This window comes from Riemerella columbipharyngis, from assembly GCF_900101995.1.
Classification (GTDB): domain Bacteria; phylum Bacteroidota; class Bacteroidia; order Flavobacteriales; family Weeksellaceae; genus Riemerella; species Riemerella columbipharyngis.
Genome location: NZ_FNAS01000005.1, coordinates 85,029 through 92,396 on the forward strand (window position 1 = coordinate 85,029; position 7,368 = coordinate 92,396).

3 protein-coding genes are annotated in these 7,368 nt (G+C 40.0%); all 3 read right to left on the reverse strand.

Features of this window, described 5'->3' with window-relative positions; all coding sequences use genetic code 11:
- Positions 1-59: 59 nt before the first annotated feature.
- From BLS89_RS04260 to uvrA, 3 genes are read right to left on the reverse strand one after another with little or no spacing between them, the layout of a single operon-like run.
- Positions 60-1,652 (reverse strand): RagB/SusD family nutrient uptake outer membrane protein, encoded by a 1,593-nt coding sequence (locus BLS89_RS04260; protein ID WP_092736260.1) that lies wholly within the window; start codon positions 1,650-1,652, stop codon positions 60-62.
- Between the two features lie 11 nt (positions 1,653-1,663).
- Entirely contained in the window at positions 1,664-4,393 is a 2,730-nt protein-coding gene (locus BLS89_RS04265; protein ID WP_092736261.1) for a SusC/RagA family TonB-linked outer membrane protein, read from the reverse strand.
- 49 nt (positions 4,394-4,442) lie between these two features.
- Positions 4,443-7,232, reverse strand: coding sequence for an excinuclease ABC subunit UvrA (uvrA, locus tag BLS89_RS04270; protein ID WP_092736262.1), 2,790 nt, complete (start codon positions 7,230-7,232; stop codon positions 4,443-4,445).
- Positions 7,233-7,368 lie beyond the last annotated feature (136 nt).

Consider the following 7,368-nt stretch of genomic DNA (forward strand, 5'->3'; position numbering starts at 1 on the left):
TTAAAAAGCATAAAAGTGTTGCTAAAAACAACACTTTTATTATAATTTTATTCATAAAGTTAGTAACCTTCATTTTGTTTTAGATTAGGATTTGAAATCAAATCTTTAGCAGGAATAGGATAAAGTTTTCTGTAATCATCTACACTTGCTCCGTCTTTTACGCCTCCTTTCCAAGCCCAAATATAGCTACCGGAAGTAAACTTTCCAAATCGGATTAAATCTGTTCTACGCGTCGCTTCCCACGCTAACTCTCTCGCTCTTTCATCTAAAACAAAATCAAGGTTGAGCTGAGACATTGTAATGTCTCCGGAAGCATTTCCGTAAGCTCTTTCTCTGAGTTTGTTCACATACATTAGTGCCGTGTTTGTGCTGCCTCCGTCACCTCTCAGTACAGCCTCGGCATACATTAGATAAGCATCTGCCAATCTGAATAGCGGGAAATCTGTATCCACAAAGTTTCCTGATGTGTCAGAGCCAGGCTTTCCGTCTTTCGTTACATTTTTGAATTTTACCAAAGGATATCCGTCTGTAAAAGTAGAGACATCATTGATATCCGAAGATTGTCCGTCTGTAAAGAATACGCCTCGGTGGTCTTTGCTTCCCTCTGTATCAGGGAATTTATCCACCAAATTTTTAGTGGTTCTCAAGCCCCACCAGCCGCCATTGACACCGAACTTAGAAGCATCCATTTTGCCGCCTATTCCTGCGTGGATAATATAGGTAGCTCCGCCCCATGTCTGGGTATGTACCCCATCGAAATTTATAGAAAAGATGACTTCGTTGTTATCCAAATTATTGTCTGCCAAGAATAACTCTCCGTAATTCTGTTTCAAAGAATAGCCTGCATTGATGACTTTCTCTGTATATTTTACCACTTCATCGTATCTTGGCTTACCTGTATAGACCTCCGCATTTAGGTACAATTTTGCCAAAAGCATCCACACAGCGGCTTTATCAGCTCTACCATATTCATTGGTTCTTGGGTCTTTTAGTTTTGTTTCTAAATCTTTCAGCTCAGACTCTACATACTCGAATAATTTTTCTCTTGTGATTCTCGGCGGCGGATTTACGCCTACCTCTGTGTTTTCATCTACAAAAGGAACATTTCCGAACATATCCAAAGCGTGATAGTAGCTCAATGCTCTTAGAAATCTTGCTTCGTTTCTGTAAAGGCGGGCGGTCTCTGCATCTTGTCCTGTGATGCCTCTTGAGTCCAGTTTACCGTCTGAGGTTTCTCTTATAAATTCATTAGCCAAAGTAATTTGATAATAAATTCTATAATACATTGCGGTAATGAACTGGTTATTTGAACTCCAATTCATATTATGCAAATCCGGCAAACCGGCATCTCCCCATCCGATTACTGCTTCGTCTGTCGGTAGCTCTTGCAACTGAAAATATTGTCTCAGATAGCTGGACATACCGCCGTCTATCCCGCCAATATCTGCGGCACCATCACCTCCGTTTTGTCCTCCTACGGCTAATCCTGCATAGCATTTTGCTAAGACACCTTTGTAATTACTAAAGTCTGCATAAACTGTTTTTGATACGACATTGCTACTTTCGAATTTGTTCAAATCTCTCTCACAAGACTGTAACGAAAAACCCAATATCCCAATAGCTGCAATTATTTTTATATACTTTGATTTCATTTTGTTAAGGATTAAAATTTAATATTAAAACCTAAAGAATATACTCTCGGTCTTTGATAGAAATTATTGTCAATACCATTGAATACCTCAGGGTCTAAACCCCTATATTTGGTAACCACAAAGACATTGTTTACAGTGGCATTAATTCTAAGTTTTCCATTCCCAATGAAAGTAGGGAAGTTGTATCCTATGCTTATGTTGTCCATTCTAAGGAAAGATGCATCTTCCACATAGTAGTCGGACAAGTATTGAGCGTCTTTAAATCTCGTATTATAATAATCTGCCGTAAGATTTCTCAAGTGGCTGCTAGACTCCAAAGCGTGAGAGTAGCCATATTCCGAGTTCATATTGTTATACACATAATTTCCTATGTTTGCCCTTAGGGCAAAGCCTAAATCCCAATTTTTGTATCTGAAACTTGAAGACAATCCGAATATCGCCTTAGGCATCGGTGAATGGTCTTGATACAAATCTTGTTCGTTGATTTTACCGTCTCCGTTTCTATCTACATATTCCCCTTCTATCGGTTTTCCATTGCTGTCATATTTTTGCTGGTACACATAGAAAGAATTAGGCGCATAGCCTACAGTTTGCACTTGGACAGTATTCCCTGTACCTCCTTTTATACCTCCTGTCAGTACTTTCTGATCCGGATTATTGGTAACGGAAAGATTGGTGATTTCAGCTTTTTGAAATGTCGCATTGGCACTAATATCCCAAGTGAAATCATTGTTATCTATCACTTTGGAAGTTAGTGAGAACTCCAGTCCTTTAGACTCCATATCCCCTACATTGCTCATTAGCAAGTTGGTAAAGTTTACTCCTGCAGGAACCGGAACTATACTTAATAAATCTTTGGTTTTTCTTTTATAAGCATCTACCGTGAATAAAACCCTATCCTTGAACAAACCAAAATCCAATCCTATGTTTTTGGTCTCCGTAGTTTCCCACTTAATATTTTTATCATATCCACTCGGACGAATTAGTGTATAGAAGTGGTCACCTATCTGATAGTTAGCACCTCCATCCGAATAGCCATATATCGCTAAATAAGGATAGTTGGAACCTATATCTTGCTGTCCGGTAATGCCCCAACCTCCTCTAAGTTTGAGGGTAGAGATAGATTTGTTATCCTTCAAGAAATCCTCTTGGTCCATTCTCCACGCCAATGATACTGACGGGAAATAGCCCCAACGGTTTTCTTCGCTAAATCTGGAAGAACCATCTCTACGGATAGAAGCCGTTAGTAAATATTTTTTATCAAAGGTATAATTAAGTCTTCCATAATAAGACAACAGAATATTCTGAGTAAAGAAATCTACACCGGTCGCAGGAACCTGAGTTCCATCTCCATAAATCGTAGGCGAGAATGGCGTGTTCTCATTCCATTTTTGGTAAGAATACCCTGCCATTAAATCAAAATCAGATTTTAGAGAAGGTAGCTTTTTAGTATAGTTCAGATAAAATTCTAACAGTCTGTTCTTTTTATTTTGGCTGTAATCTCTATTCGTACCTTTGGTATAAAATGCAGAAGCCAATGTAGGTGCTGCAATCACATGCCCGTTAGAATCGGCATAATCCAAACCTAGATTAAGGTTGGCTCTCAAGTCCGGAAGGAAAGGAAGTTTGTAATCAAACTGTACATTACCCAATACCCTTCTCACATAAGAGATATCCCATCTTTGGAAGAGATTAGACACCGGATTTTTAGGTGCCAAAGTGATTGGCTCGTTTTTAGCCGGATCCAGCCACTCCCAATATCCGCCAAGCTGAGGCATTGCTTTATCATAAATAGGCTTCGTAGGGTCAAAAGCTATGGCATAGCCTATCGTCTCACTGTCTGCAAATCTATTCTCTGCGTAAGTCCCTTTCAAATTAAGATTAACACTCAAGCTATTTTTGAAAAACTTAGGGCTGAGACTAATTCCTGCCGTAGTTCTTTTGATATTATTGGTTTTAATAATTCCGTCTTGATTAAGATAACCTATGGACAAGCGATATGGCAAACTGCCCAAACCTCCGGAAAAGGTAATATTATTATCAAACCCCGGTGCTAATTGATAAATGGCATCTTGCCAGTCTGTATTATAATTGGTAAGAAGTGCCTTGTATTCATTCGGTGAAATTTCATTTACCAATGCTCTGTATTGGTCTCCTCCGAGCACTTTTATTTTGCCAAACTTCTCGGATACAGAAGTGGTACTGCTATACCCTACTCTCAGTTTGCCTTTTTTACCGTGCTTAGTGGTAATGATGATAACCCCGTTTGTTGCTCTGTTCCCATAGATAGCTGCGGCAGACGCATCTTTTAAAATATTGAAAGACTCTATGTCATCAGGGTTAATAAGAGATAATGGATTTGCGGCACCATTGATGCCATTGTTGTCCAACGGCATTCCATCGATAACAATCAAAGGGTCGTTAGAAGCATTGAGGGATGCTGCCCCTCGTATCCTTATAGAAGAACCACTGCCTGGTGCTCCTCCGTTAGAAGTAATTTGCACTCCGGCGGCTTTCCCCTGTATCAGTTGTTCCGGAGAGGAAACCATTCCTCCGTTAAAATCCTTGGCAGAGATACTGGTAACAGATCCTGTGAGGTCTTTTTTCTTTTTGGTACCATATCCTACCAACACTACCTGATCTATGTTTTTAGTTTTAATAGAATCTTTCTGCTGTGCGTATAAAAATGTTCCTGCAAGCAAAAAAAGCGGTGCTGCTTTTAGTTTGTAAAAATTTATCACTTTTTAAGAATTTTAGTTATAATTTTAAGTCTTGCAATATACACAATTCTTATGAATTCAATTTGTATTTTAAGTATTTAGCTGTGTGAGAGTTCCGCTCCTTAGCCAAAAGCTCGGGCGTTCCGGAAAATACCACTTGCCCTCCGTTTTTACCTGCATCCGGACCAATGTCCACTATCCAGTCTGCACTTTTTATAATATCCATCTGATGCTCTATTACTACTACCGAATGCCCAAGCTCTACTAAGGCTTGAAACGATTTCAGAAGTTTATCAACATCATGAAAATGCAATCCCGTAGAGGGTTCATCAAAAATAAACAAAGTCTTCTCCGTCGTAACACCTTTGGTAAGAAACGATGCCAGCTTAACACGCTGTGCCTCTCCTCCGGAAAGCGTAGAAGAACTTTGCCCCAGCTGTAAATAACCCAAGCCTACCTCTTGCAGCGATTTCAGTTTTGTAACAACTTTTTGATAATGATTTTCTTCAAAAAACCGAATCGCCTCATCTACCGTCATATGCAGAATATCCGAGATATTTTTTTCGTCAAATTTCACTTGCAAAATCTCAGGCTTGAAGCGTGTGCCGTGACAATGTTCGCACTCTAATTCTATATCTGCCATAAACTGCATAGACACCGTGACAACGCCCTCTCCTTTGCACTCATCGCATCTGCCACCATCTACATTAAAAGAGAAATGCTTAGGCTTAAACCCCAACAGCTTTGCCGATTTTTGGTTCGCAAACAAATCACGGATATCGTCGTAGGCTTTTAGATAAGTTACAGGATTGGAACGCGAGGATTTCCCTATCGGATTTTGGTCTATCAGCTCTATATTTTTAATGACTTTGCTTGGAAACTCTACACCGTCGTAGTCCCCTTTTTTGCCTCCACGCCCGAGCTGTATCTGAATGTCATTAGCCAAAACATCTTTTATCAGCGTAGATTTACCCGAACCCGAAACGCCAGTAACTACTGCCAAACAGCCCAGCGGAATATCAACATCTATATTCTTGAGGTTATTCTGCCGAGCACCCTTTATATGTATAAATTCCTTAGGATTTCGGCGTCTTTCGGGAACCTTTATTTCCAGCCTCCCCGTCAAATATTTTGAGGTAAGCGTATCTGCTTTTTTCAATGCTTTGAAATCTCCTGCAAATACAAGCTCCCCTCCCATATATCCGGCTTCTGGGCCTATGTCTATAATATAATCTGCTGCGTTCATCACATCCTCGTCGTGCTCCACCACGACCACCGTATTCCCTAAATCACGCAGATGCTTGAGTACCTCTATCAAGTTTTCTGTATCTCTTGAATGAAGCCCAATGGAAGGTTCGTCTAAAACATAAACAGAACCCACCAAAGAGCTGCCAAGACTGGTCGCTAAATTTATCCTCTGGCTCTCTCCGCCGGAAAGCGTACCAGAAGTTCTATTAAGCGTAAGGTAACCCAAGCCTACTTTAAGCAAAAACTCCAAACGGCTTGTGATTTCGTAGAGAAGTCTTTTGGCGACAGCCTCTTCGTGAACGGTAAGATTAAGATTTTTTACCAACGGTAAAAGTTCGTCAAGGGGAAGCTCTATCAATGATTGGATGTTATGCCCGTCTATCTTTACCCAAGAGGTTTCTTTGCGTAACCGCAATCCATCGCAGTCGTTGCAAGTGGTTTTTCCTCTATATCGAGAAAGCATAATTCTATATTGTATCTTGTAAAGGTTTTCCTCCAGCATTTTGAAAAAATTGTCAATACACGGAAAGCTCCTGGTGCCATCTCCCCACCAGAGTACTTTTTTTTGTTCTTTCGTAAGCTCAAAATAAGGTTTGTGTATTGGGAAGTCTTTTGCTTTTCTAATGAATGCCATCTTCCACTCCATCATCGTATTTCCTTTCCAGCACGCCACAGCGCCTTCGTAAACGGAAAGCGATTTGTCCGGCACTACCAAATCCTCATCTATTCCTATTACCTTGCCATAGCCCTCGCAAGTAGGACACGCACCGTAAGGATTATTAAAACTGAAAAAATGAATATTCGGTTCTAAAAAGTCTATCCCGTCTGCTTCGAATTTATTTGAAAATATTTTCTGAGCCTCTGTATCTATATTTTTCAGCACGCATTCTCCGTGTCCTTCGTAGAAAGCCATTTGTACAGAATCCGCCAGACGATGTGCAAAGTCTTCGTTCTCCTCTGCTACAAAACGGTCTATCACAATATGGATATTCATCCCCTCCTGTGGGGTAAAGCCAAAACTTTCCAAATCTTCTATACCTGCTATTTTCCCCTCTATTTCCAATCTTGTGAATCCTGCTGCCTTTAATTTTTTCAGTATTTCAGAGAAATTTTCTAACGAATACTCCAATGACACAGATAAGAGAAACGACTCGCCTATATGACTTAAAACAAAGTCCACCACATCAGATACAGAGTCTTTCTTCACCTCTTCTCCAGATACCGGCGAGAATGTACGCCCTATACGGGCAAAAAGCAACTTCAGATAGTCGTAAATCTCTGTGGAAGTCCCTACTGTAGAGCGGGGATTAGAGGAAATCACTTTCTGCTGAATGGCAATGGAAGGTGCCAATCCTTTGATATCATCTACTTTTGGTTTTTCCAACCGCCCAAGGAACTGTCTTGCATAAGAGCTAAGACTCTCCACGTAACGCCTCTGCCCCTCTGCATAGAGCGTATCAAACGCCAGAGAAGATTTACCGCTTCCGGAAACTCCCGTAATAACGACTAATTTGTTTTTAGGAATTCGGACATCTATATTTTTAAGATTATTAAGGTGTGCGTTTTTTATAAAAATCGTATTCTTAATATCTGCTGCTTCTTGCTTTGCCATTCGGAAAAATTAAACTACAAATTTAAGAAAAATTCTAATCAAATTTAAAACATTGGAATACAGCGCTAAATAGTAAGTGTAGAACTCCGCTATATAGCGCTGTATTCCAATGTTTTAAATTTGATTAGAATTTTTC

Bases quoted from the DNA above. Each gene is read 5' to 3' on its own strand.
- uvrA (WP_092736262.1), bottom strand. From the start codon at position 7,232: ATGGCAAAGCAAGAAGCAGCAGATATTAAGAATACGATTTTTATAAAA.
- BLS89_RS04260 (WP_092736260.1), bottom strand. From the start codon at position 1,652: ATGAAATCAAAGTATATAAAAATAATTGCAGCTATTGGGATATTGGGT.